General features: G+C 64.3%; 17 protein-coding genes and 2 riboswitches. Of the genes, 5 read left to right on the plus strand and 12 right to left on the minus strand.

All coding sequences use genetic code 11. The features are described from left to right. Positions 1-32: 32 nt before the first annotated feature. Complete coding sequence (locus VCJ09_RS24520; protein WP_324732576.1) at positions 33-686, minus strand: DsbA family oxidoreductase; 654 nt, start codon at positions 684-686, stop codon at positions 33-35. 360 nt (positions 687-1,046) lie between these two features. After that, positions 1,047-1,598, minus strand: a complete 552-nt coding sequence (locus VCJ09_RS24525) for a carboxymuconolactone decarboxylase family protein (protein ID WP_324732577.1) — start codon at positions 1,596-1,598, stop codon at positions 1,047-1,049. A gap of 139 nt (positions 1,599-1,737) precedes the next feature. On the opposite strand from VCJ09_RS24525, the gene VCJ09_RS24530 reads away from it, so the two are divergent. Next, the gene (locus VCJ09_RS24530) at positions 1,738-2,340 is read left to right on the plus strand and encodes a TetR/AcrR family transcriptional regulator (RefSeq protein WP_324732578.1); all 603 of its coding nucleotides are present in this window, start codon (positions 1,738-1,740) and stop codon (positions 2,338-2,340) included. A gap of 161 nt (positions 2,341-2,501) precedes the next feature. Here VCJ09_RS24530 and cobF read toward each other — a convergent pair whose 3' ends face one another. From cobF to cobW, 5 genes are all read right to left on the minus strand, one after another. Beyond that, positions 2,502-3,263: a precorrin-6A synthase (deacetylating) gene (gene cobF, locus VCJ09_RS24535; RefSeq protein ID WP_324732579.1), complete on the minus strand. Its 762-nt coding sequence runs from the start codon at positions 3,261-3,263 to the stop codon at positions 2,502-2,504. Beyond that, on the minus strand, positions 3,260-3,958 hold the full coding sequence (locus tag VCJ09_RS24540; protein ID WP_324734731.1) for a vWA domain-containing protein: 699 nt from the start codon (positions 3,956-3,958) through the stop codon (positions 3,260-3,262). The genes cobF and VCJ09_RS24540 overlap by 4 nt, the downstream gene beginning before the upstream one ends. A gap of 2 nt (positions 3,959-3,960) precedes the next feature. Further along, complete coding sequence (locus tag VCJ09_RS24545; protein WP_324732580.1) at positions 3,961-4,983, minus strand: ATP-binding protein; 1,023 nt, start codon at positions 4,981-4,983, stop codon at positions 3,961-3,963. 573 nt (positions 4,984-5,556) lie between these two features. Next, on the minus strand, positions 5,557-9,300 hold the full coding sequence (gene cobN, locus VCJ09_RS24550) for a cobaltochelatase subunit CobN (protein WP_324732581.1): 3,744 nt from the start codon (positions 9,298-9,300) through the stop codon (positions 5,557-5,559). A gap of 82 nt (positions 9,301-9,382) precedes the next feature. Further along, a complete protein-coding gene (gene cobW / locus VCJ09_RS24555) occupies positions 9,383-10,435 on the minus strand; it encodes a cobalamin biosynthesis protein CobW (protein WP_324732582.1) in 1,053 nt (350 codons plus the stop codon). Positions 10,436-10,536: 101 nt separating this feature from the next. Beyond that, a riboswitch (cobalamin riboswitch) is annotated at positions 10,537-10,770 on the minus strand. A gap of 59 nt (positions 10,771-10,829) precedes the next feature. Next, positions 10,830-11,190, plus strand: a riboswitch (cobalamin riboswitch). A gap of 103 nt (positions 11,191-11,293) precedes the next feature. On the opposite strand from cobW, the gene VCJ09_RS24560 reads away from it, so the two are divergent. From VCJ09_RS24560 to cobM, 4 genes are read left to right on the plus strand one after another with little or no spacing between them, the layout of a single operon-like run. After that, the gene (locus VCJ09_RS24560) at positions 11,294-11,479 is read left to right on the plus strand and encodes a CbtB domain-containing protein (protein WP_079204078.1); all 186 of its coding nucleotides are present in this window, start codon (positions 11,294-11,296) and stop codon (positions 11,477-11,479) included. Positions 11,480-11,489: 10 nt separating this feature from the next. After that, positions 11,490-12,215 carry a CbtA family protein gene (locus VCJ09_RS24565; RefSeq protein WP_324732583.1) on the plus strand — a complete coding sequence of 242 codons (726 nt, stop codon included), beginning with the start codon at positions 11,490-11,492 and terminating at the stop codon, positions 12,213-12,215. A gap of 9 nt (positions 12,216-12,224) precedes the next feature. Next, on the plus strand, positions 12,225-12,683 hold the full coding sequence (locus VCJ09_RS24570; protein ID WP_407692999.1) for a cobalamin biosynthesis protein: 459 nt from the start codon (positions 12,225-12,227) through the stop codon (positions 12,681-12,683). Next, positions 12,680-13,435, plus strand: a complete 756-nt coding sequence (gene cobM / locus VCJ09_RS24575) for a precorrin-4 C(11)-methyltransferase (protein WP_324732584.1) — start codon at positions 12,680-12,682, stop codon at positions 13,433-13,435. Before VCJ09_RS24570 ends, cobM begins: the two co-directional genes overlap by 4 nt. On the opposite strand, the gene VCJ09_RS24580 is transcribed toward cobM, so the two are convergent. The 5 genes from VCJ09_RS24580 to VCJ09_RS24600 all read right to left on the minus strand — a co-directional run bounded on the left by VCJ09_RS24580 (position 13,416) and on the right by VCJ09_RS24600 (position 18,458). Then, a complete protein-coding gene (locus tag VCJ09_RS24580) occupies positions 13,416-13,733 on the minus strand; it encodes a hypothetical protein (protein ID WP_324732585.1) in 318 nt (105 codons plus the stop codon). The two genes, cobM and VCJ09_RS24580, sit on opposite strands and share 20 nt — an antisense overlap. Positions 13,734-13,740: 7 nt before the next feature. Continuing rightward, complete coding sequence (gene glmS / locus VCJ09_RS24585; protein WP_324732586.1) at positions 13,741-15,591, minus strand: glutamine--fructose-6-phosphate transaminase (isomerizing); 1,851 nt, start codon at positions 15,589-15,591, stop codon at positions 13,741-13,743. Positions 15,592-15,603: 12 nt separating this feature from the next. Next, the gene (locus VCJ09_RS24590; protein ID WP_324732587.1) at positions 15,604-16,374 is read right to left on the minus strand and encodes a DeoR/GlpR family DNA-binding transcription regulator; all 771 of its coding nucleotides are present in this window, start codon (positions 16,372-16,374) and stop codon (positions 15,604-15,606) included. A gap of 167 nt (positions 16,375-16,541) precedes the next feature. Further along, entirely contained in the window at positions 16,542-17,906 is a 1,365-nt protein-coding gene (gene glmU, locus VCJ09_RS24595) for a bifunctional UDP-N-acetylglucosamine diphosphorylase/glucosamine-1-phosphate N-acetyltransferase GlmU (RefSeq protein ID WP_324732588.1), read from the minus strand. Between the two features lie 123 nt (positions 17,907-18,029). Then, positions 18,030-18,458, minus strand: coding sequence for a F0F1 ATP synthase subunit epsilon (locus tag VCJ09_RS24600; RefSeq protein ID WP_324732589.1), 429 nt, complete (start codon positions 18,456-18,458; stop codon positions 18,030-18,032). Positions 18,459-18,488: the final 30 nt, after the last annotated feature.

Here is an 18,488-nt window from a genome sequence, read left to right on the forward strand (position 1 = left end):
CAGCGCAGTCTCACAAGGCGTTGACTGATCGCTCAGTCATTCGCCTCGGCCAACTGTTGCACGATGCTCATGTAGTTCTCGACCCCTTGCGCACCGGTTACCAGGTGGCGACGGTTGAAGATCATCGCCGGCACACCGCTAATGCCTTTGCCCAGCCAGGCTTCTTCGGCAGTGCGCACCTCTGTGGCAAAACGCTGATCTTCAAGCACGGCCAGGGCCTCGGTCCGTTCCAACCCGATTTCTGCGGCTACATCCGCCAGCACGCTGTCGTCAGACAGGTTCCGGCGGTTGGTGAAGTGAGCGGTAAAGAGGGCCTGTTTCAGGTCGTGCATACGCCCTTGCCGATCGGCCCAATGCAGAAGCTGATGCAGGTTGAAGGTGTTGTGCATGCGCATGTCGTCGGCGAAGCGGAACTCGAACCCGACTTCTGCGCCAACCTCGGTCATCTTGACCCGGCTTTCCTCCGATTGCTCCTTGGTAGTGCCGTATTTCTCGGCCACGTGGTCGCGCAGGCTCTGGCCCTCGGGTGGCATGCCGGGGTTCAGCTCGAACGGATGCCAATGAATCTCGTGCGCCGTGCCGGTCGCCTCCAGCGCCTTTGCCAGCTGGCGGTAGCCGATGATGCACCAGGGGCAGACCACATCGGACACGATGTCGATCCGCAGCTTTTGGGGTGGGGTGGTCATAGTTGCCTCCTCGATTGAATGTGATAGGCGGCCCGCAGCCGAGAGCCTGGCGCCTGTCATCCTTGCGACAAGCGGTTTGCGCTCATCGGTGAAGTGCGCCCAAGCGCGCGCTTGTTGTGCCGCTGCAGCACCAGGTTCCGCAACGCCAGCAGTATCACGATGATCGTCACGCCCGGCGGTCTCGACTGGAGCGGTGCATCTACCAGCCTGTGCTCCAGGTGTCTGGTCCACTTCGACATCAGCCTCTGGGTGACGCCAAGAACCACCGGTTCTGCTGAGAAGGTCCACGTGCAGAAGCGGACAGCCGCCGTGGCCTCGACATGGACGATGGCGTCGGGTATTGCTTCGCCGTTAGTGGGATTACTTCTTAGTCCAAGCAAACTGCTTGAAAGGTTCGTCGATAGGCGTTTGGGCGATATGGTTGGTGTAGTTGCTCATGACCTTTTGGCTAAGGCCCAGGATGACTTCCAACACATTTTGCTGGGTGTAACCGGCCGCATAAAAGTCTTGCAGTTGCTTTGGCTCAAGCTCGCCACGCTGGCGCACCATGGCCAGTGTGAAGTCGCGCAACGCCTCAAGTTTCGCGGTGGGCAGCGGCGTCTCATCGCGCAGTGCATTGCTCACTTCGTCCGAGACCTTCATCGACTTGGCGATACCCGTATGCGCAGGCACGCAGTAATGGCAGGCATGCTCAACGTTGATGGTTTGCCACACCACGGTTTTTTCATCGGCGCTGAGGCTGCTGTTAAGAAACAGGCCATGCAGCACTTGATAGCCCTCGAGCAAACCGGGGGCTTCGGCCATCACCGCATGCAAGCCTGGAATCATGCCAAAGGCTTTCTGCGACTTCTCCAACAGGGGCTTGGCGGCTTCGGGTGCGCTGTTCTGGTCATGCAGAGTAAAAGTGCTCATTGGGTGAATCCTTTTTGAGTGAACGTTCAAATAAGAAGACCAGCCTAATTGAGGTCAGGGAGGTAATCAAGCTATAATTGAACGGTCACTCAAACTCGATCCAGCCGATTGCACCTAACCCTTTATCCGAGAGCCAATGATGCCCCGTACAGCTCGTTTTGATCGCCAAGTCGCTCTAGATAGAGCCGTTGAGCTGTTTTGGTCGAGAGGTTATTACGCATCATCGATGAAGGATATTGAGAAGGCGCTGGATATGCGCCCCGGCAGCCTCTATGCCACCTTCGGCAGCAAAAGCGGTCTGTTTGCCGAGGCGCTGGAGGCTTACGCCAGCCGTGCCGGAGATGGCTTTCGCCAGATAATCGAAGGATCACCGAGCGTTGTCGACGGATTAAAGCGCTACCTGCGCTCATTCGCCCGGCCCTGTAGCGTCGACGCGCAAGCGCCTGCGCAGGCTTGCATGCTGATTAAGACCTTGCTTGAGGTTAACGCTGAAGACACCGCGTTACTGACTCAGGTGAAGACAATGCTCGCCACCATCGAGTTGGGACTTTGCGAGGTACTGGTGCAGGCCAAGGCAGCGGGGGAATTGCGTGCCGATGTTGAGTGCCCACGACTTGCCCGCTTGCTACAAGCGCAAATCATCGGGTTGCGCGCGTTTGCCGAGCGCAATGTGCCCGACGCTCAGATTGCAGCACTTGCCGACGACATGGCCAGCATGATTGATGCCTACCGAGCCCACTGAATCGGTCCTGATGCCTTAGCCGCAGTTGCTAGTCCACTTTTGGCCGGGTTACGGCCGTTGCCGAGTGCTCGCTATTTGATATAGAGGCGAGCATGGAGCGGCCAGCAGCAGGTGTTCAGAACCTTCTGCAAAGCGGCTGTGACTTAGGAAGGGGACACCTATCAGCCGGTCCTGCGCAGCAGATAGCTATCCATAATCCAGCCATGCTGCTCGCGCAGCACAGCGCGGCGGCTGCGGATGCTGTCGGCGACCTCGGCCAGCGGGCCGGCGATCAGCACTTCGTCGGCGGTGCCGATATAGGCTCCCCAGTAGATATGCATGTCCTGGTCGACGAAGCGCCGGTAGCTGTCCTGGGCGTCGAGCATCACCAGCACGCTGTCCACACCCTCGGGAAAGCCACCTTCGGCCAGACGGCGGGCCGGGGTGACCTGGAAGGCCTGGCCGATGCTGTTGAAGCAGACCTTATGCTTGGCCGCCAGGGCTTGCAGGCTGGTGATGCCGGGGATCACTTGGTACTCGATCTGCTCGCTGCTGTTGCCCACGATCTGTTCGACGATGCGCAGGGTGCTGTCGTACAGCGCCGGGTCGCCCCAGACCAGAAAGGCGCCGCATTCGCCGTCGGCCATCTGCTCGCGGATCATGCCCTCGAACACCTGCTGTTTGTCCTGATTCAGATCCACCACGCTGCCGCGATAGTCGGGCACGTCGCGCACCCGTTCCGGGCAGTCGGCGCTGACGAAGCGGTAGTCGCGGCCCTGGATAAAGCGCTCGCAGATGGTCTTGCGCAGGCCGATCAGGCTGTCCTTGGCGCTGCCCTTGTCCATCAGGAAGAACACGTCCGTGCGGTTCAGCGCGTTGATCGCCTGCACCGTCAGATAGTCCGGGTCGCCGGCACCGATGCCGATGATCAGAAGGGTTTTCATGGGGCTTCGACTCCAGCGTGTTCAGGACTGCCGTGCACAACCGGCAGCGTATCAATATGACGGTAATGCGCGCCCAACTCATCCGCCAATTGGCGGGCGCGGCCGAGGCGGATCGGCGCGCTTTCGATATCCACCAACAGCGCCGGGCACCCGCTCGGCGCCAAGGCCGGCCAGTCGCGCAGGCGGCCATCGGTGATGATCAACAAGCGCTGAGATTCGGCCGGGTGCAAACGCTGACGCCGCGCCTGCCAGGCGGCGGCATGGCGCAACGCATCGAGCAAGGGCGTGCCGCCACCTGCGCCCAACTCGGTCAGCCACTGCTGCAAGGCCTGAGTGGCTTGCTGCCCTTGCCACATCCACTGCGCCTTCCGGCCGGTAGCGTGTAGCACAGCCAGGCGCGCGCGCTGGCGGCGGGCCTGCTCGAACACCTCGGCGAGCAGGCCCTTGGCCTTGCTCAACGCGCCGTGCCGGCGGGTCGAGGCCGAGGCATCGACGATCACCAGCCACAGTTCAGTGGGCCGTGCACTGCGCGGACGCTGCAGCAAATCCTGGCGATTGCGCGGACGGCCCTTGAACAGAGTCGCCGGCCAGTCGATCCGGCCACCCGCGCCAGCGCGAATGGCACCACTGCGACCACCACCTAGTGCGCCGGGAGCGGCCTGGGCATCCGCGCCTGTGGCTGTGCGCGGGCGGATGCCTAGGGCTTTTTTGCCCAGCGCGGCGGTTCACGCCTTACGCCGAGGCTTTGCGCCTGCGCAGGTAATTCACCCCACTGGCCTTCGCCTTGCGCAGGTTGCTGCTGCTCGCCGGGCGCGCTGTTGTCGGGCTGAGATTGGGGCTGGGGTGGCGGCGCTTGCGCGGCGGGCGGCGGACTATGCCGACGCCGGTGACGCAGAACGAACTCGGCCACCGCGTCGATATCCACAAGCTCGATCGCCTCGACGCCACGCCAGGCGGCATGGGCGCGGGCGGCGCGCAGCCAGACCAGGTCGGCGCGCAAGCCATCGACGGCGGCGGCGAAACAGTGCTGGCTGATCTGCTCTAGGGCGGCATCGTCCAACGGGATATCCGCCAGGCGCTGACGGGCGCGCTGGCAACGGTTGCGCAGCTCATCCTGCGGCGCCTGCCAGCGCTGCAGAAACGCCTGCGGATCGGCATCGAAGGCCAGTCGGCGGCGGACGATCTCGGCGCGCTGGGCCGGTTGCGGCTGGGCATCTAGGGCCAGGTTGAAGCCGAAACGATCGAGCAGCTGCGGGCGCAGTTCGCCCTCTTCACCGTTCATGGTGCCGATCAGCACAAAGCGCGCGGCATGCCGGTGGGAGATGCCATCGCGCTCGACATGATTGACCCCGCTGGCGGCAGCATCCAGCAGCAGGTCGACCAGGTGATCGGGCAGCAGGTTGACCTCATCGACGTAGAGCACACCGCCATTGGCCTTGGCCAGCAGGCCGGGGCAGAACTGCGCACGGCCCTCGCTCAGCGCCGCGTCCAGATCGAGGGTGCCGACGATGCGCTCCTCACTCGCGCCCAGCGGCAGGGTGACGAAGGTGCCGCTGGCCAACAGATCGGCCAGGCCGCGCGCCAGGGTCGACTTGGCCATGCCGCGCGGCCCTTCGATCAGCACGCCACCGATGGCCGGGTCAATGGCCGCCAGGCACAGCGCCAGCTTGAGGTCGTCAGCGCCGACCACGGCAGCGAGGGGGAAGTGGCTATCGATCATGGCAGGCGTCCGTATGGGCGAAGAGCGGTGCGTAGGGTGGGTTAGCGACGCGGGTCGCCGGTCGAAAATCCACACGCGACAGTGGCGCGGCGCGTAACCCGCCAGGCGATGGTATGCGTTGCGCCCATGGTGGGTTACGCCGCATCGATTGCGCCGGGTCGTGCGGCAACCGCGGCAAGCGGCTAACCCACCCTTCGGGAGTGGATGCGTAGGCTGGGTTAGCGACGCGGCACAACGGCCGGGAATCCACGCGCGATGGTGGCGCGGCGCGTAACCCGCCAGGCGATGGACCGCGTTGCGCCCATGGTGGGTTACGCCGCACCGGGTTCGCTGGGTTATCCGTCAACCGCGGCAAGCGGCTAACCCACCCTACGGGAGTGGATGCGTAGGATGGGTTAGCGGCGCGGGACAGCGGCCGGGAATCCACGCGCGATGGTGGTGCGCCGCGTAACCCACCAGGCGATGGACCGCGTTGCGCCCATGGTGGGTTACGCCGCATCGATTGCGCCAGGTAGTGCGGTAACCGCGGCATGCGGCTAACCCACCCTACGAGATCGACGGGAAGGCGTGTGCTCATGCTTCCTCGCTGTCGATCAGCAGGTTTTCCAGGGCTTCGCGGTAGTCGCCGGGGTTCTCCCAGAGGCCGCGCTGCTGGGCTTCGAGCAGGCGTTCGAGGATGTCCTGCAAGGCGCCGGGGTTGTGCTGCTGGATAAACTCGCGGGTGTCCTGGTCGAGCAGATAGGCATCGGTGAGCAGGGCGTACTGGTGGTCGTCGACCAGTTCGCTGGTGGCGTCGAAGGCGAACAGGTAGTCGACGGTCGCCGCCAGTTCGAACGCACCCTTGTAGCCGTGGCGCTTCATGCCCGCGATCCACTTGGGGTTGGCCGCACGGGCGCGCACCACACGGCCCAGTTCTTCCTTGAGGGTACGAATGCGCGGCGTGTCGGGCTGGCTGTTGTCGCCGTGATAGCTGGCCACCTTGGCCCCGCGCAGGGTTTCCACCGCTGCGAGCATGCCGCCCTGAAACTGGTAGTAATCGTTGGAATCGAGGATGTCGTGCTCGCGGTTGTCCTGGTTGTGCAGCACCGCCTGCAACTGCTGCAGGCGTTCGGCGAACTGCGCCCGTGCCGGGGTGCCCTCACTGTGCTTGCCGTAGGCGTAGCCGCCCCAGTTCAGGTAGACCTCGGCCAGATCCGCGCGGGTCTGCCACAGGCGCTCTTCGATGGCGTTCTGCACGCCCGCGCCATAGGCCCCCGGCTTGGAGCCGAACACCCGCCAGCCGGCCTGTTTACGCGCCTCATGTTCGTCCAGGCCGCTGTCTTGCAGGGCCAGGGATTCACGCCAGACCCGCGCCGACAGCGGGTTCAGCTCTTCCGGCTCGTCCAGCTCGACCAGCGCCTGCACCGCCTCATCGAACAGGCGAATCAGGTTGCTGAAAGCGTCGCGGAAGAAACCGGACACGCGCAGGGTCACGTCCACCCGCGGGCGGCCGAGCTGCGCCAGCGGCAAGACCTCGAAGCGTTCGACGCGCTGGCTGCCGGCCTGCCACACCGGGCGCACGCCGAGCAGCGCCAGGGCCTGGGCCATGTCGTCACCGCCGGTGCGCATGGTCGCGGTGCCCCATACCGACAGGCCGAGCTGACGCAGGTGGTCGCCGTGGTCCTGCAGGTGGCGTTCGAGCAGACGATCCGCCGCTTGCACGCCGATGCGCCAGGCGGTCGGGGTCGGCAGGTTGCGTACATCCACCGAGTAGAAATTGCGCCCGGTGGGCAGCACATCGAGGCGACCGCGACTCGGCGCGCCGCTGGGTCCGGCCGGGACGAAGCGCCCGGCCAGGGCGGCGAGCAGGCCGTGGATTTCCGCCGGGCCGCAGGCATCCAGCAGCGGCGCGACCTGTTCGCGCAAACGCTGTAGCACCAGGGCGCTGGCCGGGCCAACGGCTTCGAAGTCCGCTGTCTCGATCAACTGCAAAGCGAGGATTTCCAAGCGCTCGCGGCTATCGCCGACACTGCGCCACAGGCTGTTATCGCAGGCCTGTAATACCTCGGGACGCGGCCCCTGCCAGTCCTCGGCCATGGCGCAATCCAGCGGGTCGAAGCCCAACTCCAGGTCATGGGCCAGGGCGCGCAGCAGGCTGGCATTGGCGCCCTGGCCATCGCCTCGGGGAATGCGCAGCAACGCTAGCAGAGTGTCGCGGCGCAACTGCCCAGCCGGCGATTCGCCGAACACATGCAGGCCGTCGCGGATCTGCGATTCCTTGAGGTCGCACAGGTAAGCATCGAGCTGCGGCAACCAGCTGTTGGGGTCTTCGTTGAGTTGCAGGCCGAGTTCACGGTCGAGGCTGGCCTCGCGCACCTTGAGCAGAATCTCGCCGCGCAGCTCGACGGCGCGGCGCAGGTCGAGCTGGCTGGCCTCGTAATACTCATCGGCCAGACGCTCGATATCGCGCAGCGGGCCGTAGCTTTCCGCGCGGGTCAGCGGCGGCATCAGGTGGTCGATGATCACCGCCTGGGTCCGCCGTTTGGCCTGCGCACCCTCGCCCGGATCGTTGACGATAAACGGGTAAATATTCGGCAGCGGGCCAAGAATTGCGCTCGGCCAGCACTGCTCGGACAGGCCGACGCTCTTGCCCGGCAGCCATTCCAGGTTGCCGTGCTTGCCGACGTGGATCACCGCGTTGGCGGCAAACACCGTGCGCAGCCAGCAGTAGAACGCCAGGTAGCCGTGCGGCGGCACCAGATCAGGGTCGTGATAGACCGCGCTGGTATCCACCTGATAGCCACGCGCTGGCTGGATGCCAACGAAGGTCAGGCCGAAACGCAAGCCGGCGATCATCAGCCGCCCGCCACGTTCTCCTCGGTACATGGGGTCCTGCTCGGGGTCGCCCCAGCGTTCGAGTACTGCTTGCTGGTTGGCGGCGGGCAACTGGGCGAAGAACGCCTGATAGTCCTCCAGCGCCAGGCTCTGCGCGCAGGGCCGTGCATCCAGGTTGTCGAGATCGTTGGTCACCCCGCCGAGCAGCTGGTGGATCAGCGCCGTGCCGCTGTCCGGCAGAGCTGCGACCGGATAACCCTGCTGCTCCAGCGCACGCAGGATATTCAGCGCCGCCGCCGGGGTATCCAGGCCGACGCCATTGCCGATGCGGCCGTCGCGGGTCGGGTAGTTGGCCAGGATCAGGGCGATACGCTTCTGCGCGTTGGGCTTTCTCGCCAATTCGACCCAGTTGCGCGCCAGCTCACTGACGAAGTCCATCCCTGGCAGATGCGCGCGGTAGCACACCACATCGCTCTGGCTGCGTTCGCTGCGCCAGGCCAGGCCCTTGAAGCTGATCGGCCGGGTGATCAGACGACCGTCGAGTTCCGGCAGGACGATATGCATGGCCAGGTCCCGCGAACCCAGGCCCTGGGCATTGGCTTGCCAGAGCTCGAGATTGTCCAGCGCACAGATCGCCTGCAAAACCGGCACATCGCGACGGAACGGGCGCAGCTCCGGCGCTTCCGGGTTGCTCATGGCGAAGCCGGTGGTGTTGATGATGACGCTGGCGTCGACCTCATCCAGCCAGTCCTCGACCTGGGCCAGGCAGGCCGCTTCCTTGAGGCTGGCGACGGCAACCGGTAACGGATTCAGGCCCTGGGCCTGCAGGCGCTGGCAGAACACCTCGATAAACCCGGTATTCGCCGCCTGTACCTGGGTGCGGTAGAACAGCAACGCCGCCACCGGTGCGCCCGCCTGCCACTGCGCGTGCCAATCGGCCAGGGTCGCGTTGGCGTGCTGCGGGTGATACAGGCTGACACGCGGCAAGGCGCACGGTGCCTGCCAAGGGTAATCGCGCTGCAACCAGCGGCTGGCGATGCAGTTGAACAGCTGCCGCGCGTTCTGCGCGCCGCCCTGACGCAGGTACTGCCAGAGCCGTTCGCTGTCGGCCGCCGGCACGTTGCCCAGGCCGCTCAGCTCGGGATCGGGGCTGTCGTCGCCGGGCACCATGATCACCTGGGCGCCGCGCTCGGCCAGTTCGACCAGACGCTCGATACCGTAGCGCCAGTAACTGACGCCGCCATGCACGGAAATCAGGATCACCTTGGCGTGCTGCAACACCTGCTCGACGTAGAGATCTACCGAGGCGTGATTGCCCAGCTGCGCCGGACTGGCCAGGCGCAGGCTCGGGTAATCCGCCGGCAGCTGCCGCGCCACCTCGGCCAGCAACGACAGGTGCGAATCGCCGGTGCAGAGAATCACCAACTCGGCCGGGGTCTGGCCAAGGTCGGCAATGCTGTCGGCCGGCAGCTGGCTGCCGGGCTGGGTGCGCAATAAATGCATGATCGCTCTTCTTGTAGGAGGTGCTGGGCGGCACTCCGCGTTAGCCGCGGCCCGTGCGGCTAAAGCCCCTCCCACACTCTGCTCAGGCCAGCGCCGCTTGCAGCTCGGCTGCGATGACGGCGTGGTCAAGCTGCTGGCCGATCACGATCAAGCGGGTGATTCGCGCCTCGTCGGCCTGCCAGGCGCGGTCGAAATGCTTGTCGAACCGCTGGCCGACGCCTTGCAGCAGCAGGCGCATGGGTTTGCCGGGAATCGCCGCGAAGCCCTTGATGCGCAGGATGCCGTGAGTGCCGACCGCAGCTTTCAGTGTCTGCAGCAGATGCGCTTCCTCGGCCTCCGGTAGTTCCACGTGGAACGAATCGAATTCGTCGTGATCGTGCTCTTCATGCCCTTCCAGATCGTGGTGAGTCTTGCGTGCGTCGATATGCAGCTCGGTCTCGCAGTTCAGGCCCAGCAGCACTTCCAGCGGCAGCTCGCCACCATGGGCTTCGATGACCTTGACCGCCGGCGGCAGCTCCTCGGCCACTTCGGCACGCACCGCAGCCAGGGCCGCGGCGTCGAGCAGGTCGGCCTTGTTGAGAATAACCAGGTCGGCGCTGGCCAGTTGGTCGGCGAACAGTTCGTGCAACGGCGACTCATGGTCGAGGTTGGGGTCGAGCTGGCGCTGCTGGTCGACCTGTTCCGGGAAGGCGGCGAAGGTGCCAGCGGCCACCGCCGGGCTGTCGACCACGGTAATCACCGCGTCGACGGTGCAGGCGTTGCGGATTTCCGGCCAGTTGAAGGCTTGCACCAACGGCTTGGGCAGGGCCAGACCAGAGGTTTCGATGAGGATGTGATCGAGGTCACCACGCCGCGCCACCAGCTCGCGCATCACCGGGAAGAACTCCTCCTGCACGGTGCAGCACAGGCAGCCATTGGCCAGCTCGTAGACCCGGCCGTTGGCTTCTTCTTCGCTGCAACCGATCGAGCACTGCTTGAGGATTTCGCCGTCGATGCCCAGCTCGCCGAACTCGTTGACGATCACCGCGATACGCCGCCCCTCTGCATGGCTGAGCATATGCCGGAGCAGGGTGGTCTTACCGGCGCCGAGAAAGCCGGTGACGATGGTGACGGGAAGTTTGGCGAGCGTTTTCATGGGCGACCCTGCGTGGCTTCGAAAGAAAGACCAGCGGGCAGGGGGAACAGGCGTGGCGATACAACGCGCCAGCCATGCACCACCGGAGCACCCCGCCCGGTTGTCAAAAGCGTTGCGAGGCAGGTCTCCTGGCTCACGACCGGGCTGGCGAATACTCGCCGGCCATTCCCTTCGCCTTCCCGCGCGGACGCAGTGGCTGTCGGGCTGTCGCGCTCAGGCGACAGACCAACACAAGGGTACGAGTCGTTTACAGTTGCGGGGGCAGCCAGGGCATAAACCCTGTTCCCTCTTAGCTTCGGTGGCAAAACCGAAGAACCTCGACGGGGGTGAAGGCTACGCAGTGCCCGCAGGCAGGTCAATCGCCGCAGTTGACGGGCAGGGCCGCTTCGTGATGTTCTAAAAAGCTGTTTCAGGTGTCTCGCGCATTACTGCGCGAGGTGAAACGGGAAGCCAGTGCGCCCTTACGGGCAATTCTGGCGCTGCCCCCGCAACGGTAAGCGCATGTCAGAATCTGTACAAAGTCTCGCGAGCTAGAGCCATGCAAGGCAAAAATAGGCGAGGAAGCGGAGTTTACGAATTGTAAATGAGCATTCCGAGCCTGTTTTTAACGCAGCAGGGCCGACGCGCAGCAGACTTTGAATAGGTTCTCAGGGTCGTTATAGCCACTGAGCCGCACGGCTTGGGAAGGCTGACCCTCCACTGTCCAGTCGACAGTCTGCGTAAGCCCGGAGACCGGCCTGAAACCTTGTTTGGCAACCCGCGGTGGGCGGGTACGCGCCGGAATCCCGAGCCTGTTCAGGCCTGGGTCCTTGCTGCGTTCCTCCTGCATCGCTTTCCCCAACAGCAGAAGGTCAGACCATGTCCAGCAGCGCACTCGCTTCTTCAGTAGCCGTCACCCTCCCTCTTTCGCAACGCCTTGTGCTGGCCGTCGGTAGCTGCCTGCTCGGCGCCGCGCTGATCTTCGTTGCCGGCTTCTCGCCTATCGAGGCGCTGCACAACGCTGCCCACGATACCCGCCACAGCGCCGCCTTCCCCTGCCACTGAGACCGCTGCCATGTTCAAGCGTATCGCCCAGACGGCAGGCTTCGCTGGCCTGCTTGCCGCCATTTTTCTGACCCTGTTGCAGAGTTTTTGGGTGACCCCACTGATTCTCCAGGCGGAAAGCTATGAAAACAACGCTCCGGCGCAAGACGTGCTGAACGAGCATAGTCATGCCGCTGCAACCCCCGCCCATAGCCACGAGGCTGCCGCCGGCCATAGCCACAACGCCGAAGCCTGGTCTCCCGAACACGGCTGGCAACGCACCCTGGCCACCGGTTTGAGCAACCTGGTGGTGGCCATCGGTTTCGCCCTGGTGCTCGCCGGTCTGTTCACCCTGCGCGCGCCGGGCCAAACCTGGCAGGGCCTGCTGTGGGGCCTCGGCGGCTTTGCCACCTTCTCCCTCGCGCCGGCCGCCGGCCTGCCACCGGAACTGCCGGGCAGCGCCGCCGCCGAGTTGCTGCTGCGCCAGTACTGGTGGATCGGCACGGCTGTGGCCACCGCTGTCGGCCTGGGCCTGTTGGCATTTAGCCGGCACTGGGCGCTGCGCATCGCCGGCTTGCTGGTACTGGCTATTCCCCATCTGATCGGCGCGCCGCAACCTGAGGTGCATGCGAGCCTGGCCCCAGCAGCCCTGGAGCAAGAATTCATACTCGCTTCGCTGCTGAGCAACGCGCTGTTCTGGGCGGCCCTGGGCCTAGCCGCCGCCTGGTTCTACACGCGCCCCCAGCAGAGCGCCTGAGCCGCTGCCGTGGCCAGCCCAGCAGGGGGCACGACCGCCAAGCGCCGGTTGATCTACGTCGCCGGCCTGGGTTGTCGGCGCGGTTGCTCGCGCGAGCAACTCCTGCACCTGCTGGAACAGGCACTGGCGTTGCAGGGCTTACAACCCGGCGACCTGAGTGGCCTGGCCAGCAGCGAGCACAAGCGCGATGAACCCGGTCTACGCCAGCTGGCTGAACAGCTGCATCTGCCGCTGGCGTGGTTGTCGGCCAGCCAACTGGACGCTTACCAGAGCCGCCTGAGCCAACCCAGCGCGCTGAGCCTGCAGGTAACCGGCAGCGCCGGAGTGGCCGAAGCCTGCGCCCTGGCTCAGGCCGAAATCCTGAGTGGTGCGCGCGCCGAGCTGCTGTGCGCCAAGATCCGTTCGGCCAGTGCCACCTGCGCCCTCGCCTTCGCCTTCGCCTTCGCCCCCATTGTGGAGACTGTATGACCGTCTACTTTATCGGCGCCGGCCCCGGCGACCCGGAGCTGATCACCGTCAAGGGCCAGCGCCTGCTGCGCAGCTGCCCGGTGATCCTGTATGCCGGCTCGCTGGTGCCCACCGCGGTACTCAATGGGCATAGCGCCGAGTTGCTGGTCAACACCGCCGAACTGCATCTGGATGAAATCATCCGGCTGATTCGCCAGGCCCACGAGCAAGGTCAGGACGTCGCCCGCGTGCATTCCGGCGATCCCTCGCTGTACGGCGCCATCGGCGAGCAGATCCGCCACCTGCGTGCGCTGGCTATTCCGTTCCAGATCATCCCCGGGGTGACCGCCACTGCCGCCTGTGCGGCCCTACTGGAAAGCGAACTGACCCTGCCCGACGTCTCCCAGACCCTGATCCTCACCCGCTACGCCAGCAAGTCGGATATGCCCGCCGGCGAGCAACTGCATGATCTGGCCCGCCACGGCGCGACCATGGCCATTCACCTGGGCGTGGTGCATCTGGGGAAAATCGTCGCCGAGTTGCTGCCGCATTACGGCGCAGACTGCCCGACCGCCGTGGTCCATCGCGCCAGCTGGCCCGATCAGGACTGGGTCAGCGGCACCCTCGCCGATATCGAAGCGCTGGTCAGCGCCAAGGGCTTTCGCCGCACCGCGCTGATCCTGGTCGGACGAGTGCTCAATGCCCAGGACTTTGCCGACTCGGCGCTGTACCACGCCGAGCATCGTCACCTGTTCAGGGGGCAAGACGTCTGAGGCAATACAGGCTGGAGTCGACCTTGGCGTAGTTATCCACAATCGCCACTTCGGCTCCCAACTCACGCAAACGGCTGTTCAGGTCGCTGGCATAGAGTTGCTGCAGAAAGCGCGGGTAATCGGCCTGCTGGGCCGCCGGCAATTGAGCTTGGACAAAGCCGTGCAGAGCCGGCAGCCGGAACTGCCAGTAACCTGGCCCACAGACAAAATCCTGGTCGCGCAGCAGGGCGATGAACGCCTCATCACCCTGCAGCACTGCCTGGCAGCCATCGAATAACAGCGCCAACGCAGGACTCATGCGCGCATTACTCGACCGTCACGCTCTTGGCCAGGTTGCGCGGCTGATCGACGTCGGTGCCCTTGAGCACGGCGACGTAGTAGGACAGCAGTTGCAGCGGAATGGTGTAGAGAATCGGCGCCAGGGCGTCGTGGATATGCGGCATGTTCACCACATGGGTGCCCTCGCCGTTGCGCATGCCAGCCTGCTCATCGGCAAACACCAGCAACTCGCCGCCACGCGCGCGCACTTCCTGCAGGTTGGATTTGAGCTTCTCCAGCAACTCGTTGTTCGGCGCCACCGTGACCACCGGCATGTCGCTGTCCACCAACGCCAAGGGCCCGTGCTTGAGTTCGCCGGCCGGATAGGCTTCGGCGTGGATATAGGAGATTTCCTTGAGCTTGAGCGCCCCTTCCATGGCCACCGGGTACTGCGCGCCACGGCCGAGGAACAACGCGTGGTGCTTCTCGGCGAACAGTTCGGAAACCTTCTCCACCACCGAGTCCATCGCCAGGGCTTCGCCGAGGCGGGCCGGCAGGCGCCGCAATTCGTCCACCAGCTCGGCTTCCAGTTGCTTATCCAGGCTGCCGCGGACCTGTCCGAGGGACAGGGTGAGCAGCATCAGGGCGACCAGCTGGGTGGTGAAGGCCTTGGTCGAGGCCACACCGATTTCCGGGCCAGCCTGGGTCAACAGAGTCAGGTCTGATTCGCGCACCAGCGAGCTGATGCCGACGTTGCAGATTGCCAGGCTGGCCAGGTAACCGCCCTGCTCGGGGCTCAGCGCCTTGGCGTTGCGCAGCGCCGCCAGGGTGTCGGCGGTTTCGCCGGACTGGGAAATGCTGATGAACAGGGTATCGGCCTGTACCACCACCTTGCGGTAGCGGAATTCGCTGGCCACTTCGATCTGGCAGGGAATCCCGGCCAGTTCTTCCAGCCAGTAACGGGCGACCATGCCGGCGTGATAGCTGGTGCCGCAGGCGACGATCTGCACGTTCTTCACTCGCGCAAACAGCTCAGCGGCTTGCGGACCGAACGCCTGGACCAGCACCTGGTTAGTGCCGAGGCGACCTTCCAGGGTGCGTTGCACGACCTTGGGTTGCTCATGGATTTCCTTGAGCATGAAATGGCGGAACTCACCCTTGTCGGCGGCTTCGGCGCCTTCGTGGTACTGCACGCTCTCGCGTTGCACCGGGTTGCCGTCAACATCCCAGATCTGCAGGCCATCGCGCTGGATTTCGGCGATATCGCCTTCTTCCAGGTACATGAAGCGGTCGGTCACCTGACGCAGGGCCAGTTGATCCGAGGCGAGGAAGTTCTCACCCAGGCCCAGGCCGATCACCAGCGGGCTACCGCTGCGGGCGGCGAGCAGGCGATCCGGCTGTTGTGCGCTGATGACCGCCAGGCCGTAAGCGCCGTGCAGTTCCTTGACCGCGGCCTTGAGCGCGGCGGTCAGGTCACCCAAACTCTGCAGTTTGTGTTCGAGCAGGTGGACGATGACTTCGGTGTCGGTATCCGAGCTGAACACGTAGCCCAGGCCCTTGAGCTGCGCGCGCAGTTGTTCGTGGTTTTCGATGATGCCGTTGTGCACCACCGCCAGATCAGTGCCGGAGAAATGCGGGTGGGCATTACGTTCGCTCGGCGCGCCGTGGGTGGCCCAGCGGGTATGGGCGATGCCCAGACGGCCGGCCAGGGGTTCTGCAACTAACGCGGCTTGCAGTTCGCTGACCTTGCCCACCCGACGGCGGCGCTCAAGCTGGCCTTGCTCATTCAACAGCGCCACACCGGCGCTGTCGTAGCCGCGGTATTCCAGGCGTTTCAGGCCTTCCACCAGCACGGCGGTGATGTTTCGTTCGGCGACGGCGCCCACGATGCCACACATAGTCTTTCTCCTTTAATGCTCTACGGCTGTGCAGATCAGGTTGACCCCGCGCGCCGCCAGTTGTTCGCGTGCCTCAGCGCTGAGGCGTTCGTCGGTTATCAGGGTATGGATGCTGCCCCAGGGCAGCTCCAGATTGGGAATCTTGCGGCCGATCTTGTCACTCTCGACCATCACCACCACCTCGCGGGCCACCTCGGCCATCACCCGACTCAGGCCGAGTAATTCATTGAACGTAGTGGTGCCGCGCGCCAGATCGATGCCATCGGCGCCAATGAACAGCTGGTCGAAGTCGTAGGAGCGCAGCACCTGCTCGGCGACCTGGCCCTGGAAGGATTCCGAGTGCGGGTCCCAGGTGCCGCCGGTCATCAGCAGCACCGGCTCGTGCTCCAGCTCGCTGAGGGCGCGGGCCACATTCAGCGAGTTGGTCATCACCACCAGGCCCGGCTTGTGGCCGAGCTGCGGAATCATTGCCGCCGTGGTGGTACCGCTGTCGATGATGATCCGCGCATGCTCGCGAATGCGCGCCACGCCGGCGCGGGCGATGGCCTGCTTGTAGGTGGAAATTGGTTGACTGGCATCGCCGATCAGCTCCTGCGGCAGGGGCACTGCACCGCCATACCGGCGCAGCAGCAAGCCATTCTTTTCCAGGGCGCTGAGGTCTTTGCGAATGGTCACTTCCGAGGTTTCGAAACGCTTGGCCAACTCGTCGACACTCACCTCGCCCTGCTCGGCGAGCAAGGCGAGAATGGTATGACGACGTTGCGGTGTGTTGCGTTTCGACATGCTAAGTTTCGATTCGAAAGATAATTACGCGAATCAAAACCTAATGAAGCTTTCGAGTCAAGAGCAAAACCGATGGAAGGCCGTAGGTTGGGTTGAGCGCAGCGATACCCATGCTGCCTAAGCGATGGGTTACGCCGCTACGCGCCTAACCCATCCTACGACCAGCCTCACTGCTTGATCTTCACCGGGCGCTTCCAGCCGTCGATATTGCGCTGCTTGGCGCGGCCTACCGCCAGCGTGCCCGCCGGCACATCGGCGGTGATCACCGAGCCGGCGCCAGTGGTGGTGCCGTCGCCCAGGGTCACGGGAGCAACCAGTGCGCTGTTGGAACCGATGAATACGTCCTCACCCAGCACCGTCTTTAACTTGTTGGCGCCATCGTAGTTGCAGGTGATGGTGCCTGCGCCGATATTGCTCCGGGCGCCGATCTCGGCATCGCCCAGATAGCTCAGGTGGCCAGCCTTGGCGCCCTCGCCCAGCACGGCGTTCTTCAGTTCGACGAAGTTACCCACATGGGCGCGAGCACCCAGTACCGAACCCGGGCGCAGACGGGCGAAGGGACCACAGTCGGCACCCTCGCCCAGTTCGGCGCCGTCCAGATGGCTGTTGGCTTTGACCAGCGCACCCTTACGCAGGATGCTGTCCTTGATCACACAGTTCGGGCCGATCTGCACACCATCTTCGATGACCACGCGGCCTTCGAGGATCACGTTGAGATCGATCAGCACGTCGCGGCCCACCGTCACCTCGCCACGCAGGTCGAAACGCGCCGGATCGCGCAGGGTCACGCCCTGGACCATCAGGCTGCGTGCAGCACGCTGCTGGTAATGACGTTCCAACTCGGCCAATTGGATGCGATCGTTGGCGCCCTGCACTTCCATCGCATCCAGGGGCTGCTCGGTAGCCACGACCAGGCCGTCCGCCACGGCCATGGCGATCACGTCGGTAAGGTAGTACTCGCCCTGGACATTGCTGTTGGACAGCCGCCCGAGCCAGTCGCCCAGACGGTTGCCGGGTACGGCAAGAATCCCGGTGTTGCCTTCGCAGATCTGCCGTTGTTCGGGCGTGGCGTCCTTGTGCTCGACAATCGCCTTCACCACGCCAGCGGCATCACGCACGATGCGGCCGTAGCCAGTCGGGTCGATGAGGTCGACCGTCAATAGCCCAAGCTGCTCGGCACCGACCTGCTTCAGCAAACGCTCGAGGGTGGCGGTCTCGATCAGCGGTACATCGCCGTAGAGGATCAGCACACGCTCGGCCGTCAGCGCCGGCAGGGCCTGGGCCACGGCATGGCCGGTGCCCAGTTGTTCGCTCTGCAGGACGAAGTTCAGGTCATCTGCCGCCAGTCGCTCACGCACCATATCCGCGCCATGCCCGATCACCACATGGATGCCAACAGGCGAAAGCTGACGGGCGCGGTCGATGACGTGCGCGAGCATGGATTGACCGGCAATCGGATGCAGGACTTTCGGCAAGGCGGAACGCATGCGAGTGCCCTGGCCGGCGGCGAGGATGACGATATCGAGAGACATAGGCAGACACTGATCCAAAAAATGCGGACAAAGAAAAAGGGTAGCCAAGGCTACCCTTTTACTCACGTGCGATGAAGCCTGACGTATCGCTTGCGGAAAACTGACGTTTTCAACAACCGAGTATCAGCTACCGCCGTACTTCTTGCGCAGCTGCTGGACGGTGCGCAGTTGAGCTGCGGCCTCGGCCAGGCGAGCGGCGGCGGAGCCGTAGTCGAACTCGGCACCGTGTTCATGCAGGGCCTTCTCGGCAGCCTTGACGGCTTCCTGAGCAGAGGCTTCGTCGAGGTCGGCAGCACGCTGCACGGTATCGGCCAAAACCTTGATCATGTTCGGCTGCACTTCAAGAAAACCACCGGAGATGTAATACACCTCGGCTTCGCCACCCGGCATGACCAGACGAATCGGGCCCGGCTTGAGGTCGGTGATCAGCGGCGCGTGCCCCAAGGCGATACCCAGATCACCCAGGTTGCCGTGCGCAATCACCATCTCGACCAGACCGGAGAAGATCTCGCCTTCTGCGCTGACGATGTCGCAATGGACTGTCATAGCCATATCTAGCCTCACAAAAGCGCCCGTCTCCGG

The organism is Pseudomonas paeninsulae, assembly GCF_035621475.1.
GTDB classification, from domain to species: domain Bacteria; phylum Pseudomonadota; class Gammaproteobacteria; order Pseudomonadales; family Pseudomonadaceae; genus Aquipseudomonas; species Aquipseudomonas paeninsulae.